This window comes from Klebsiella sp. 2019SCSN059, from assembly GCF_021739525.1.
In the GTDB taxonomy this organism is placed as follows: Bacteria; Pseudomonadota; Gammaproteobacteria; order Enterobacterales; family Enterobacteriaceae; genus Klebsiella; species Klebsiella quasipneumoniae.
Window position 1 is genome coordinate 1 of sequence record NZ_JAKKOM010000158.1, and the last position, 338, is coordinate 338.

The window sequence follows — 338 nt, forward strand, 5'->3', positions numbered from 1 at the left end:
AAGACGGGAAGTTTCGGCCCTTACGGATGCCCGGAAAACCTTAGCGTACGATTTTTTCCGAATTCTGCGGGCTCCCCTATCTCATCTGCGCAAGGCAGAACGTGAAGACGGCCGCCCTGGACCTCGCCCGCGAGCGCCAGGCGCACGAGGCCGGCGCGCGGACCCGCGCCACGGCCCACGAGCGGACGCCGCAGCAGGAGCGCCAGAAGGCCGCCAGAGAGGCCGAGCGCGGCCGTGAGGCTTGGACGCTAGGGCAGGGCATGAAAAAGCCCGTAGCGGGCTGCTACGGGCGTCTGACGCGGTGGAAAGGGGGAGGGGATGTTGTCTACATGGCTCTG

1 protein-coding gene is annotated in these 338 nt (G+C 66.9%); it reads left to right on the forward strand.

The window, feature by feature from the left end; all coding sequences use genetic code 11:
• Window positions 1–101: 101 nt before the first annotated feature.
• On the forward strand, window positions 102–338 hold a 237-nt coding region (locus L2I46_RS29400; RefSeq protein WP_052964170.1), incomplete at its 3' end, for a hypothetical protein.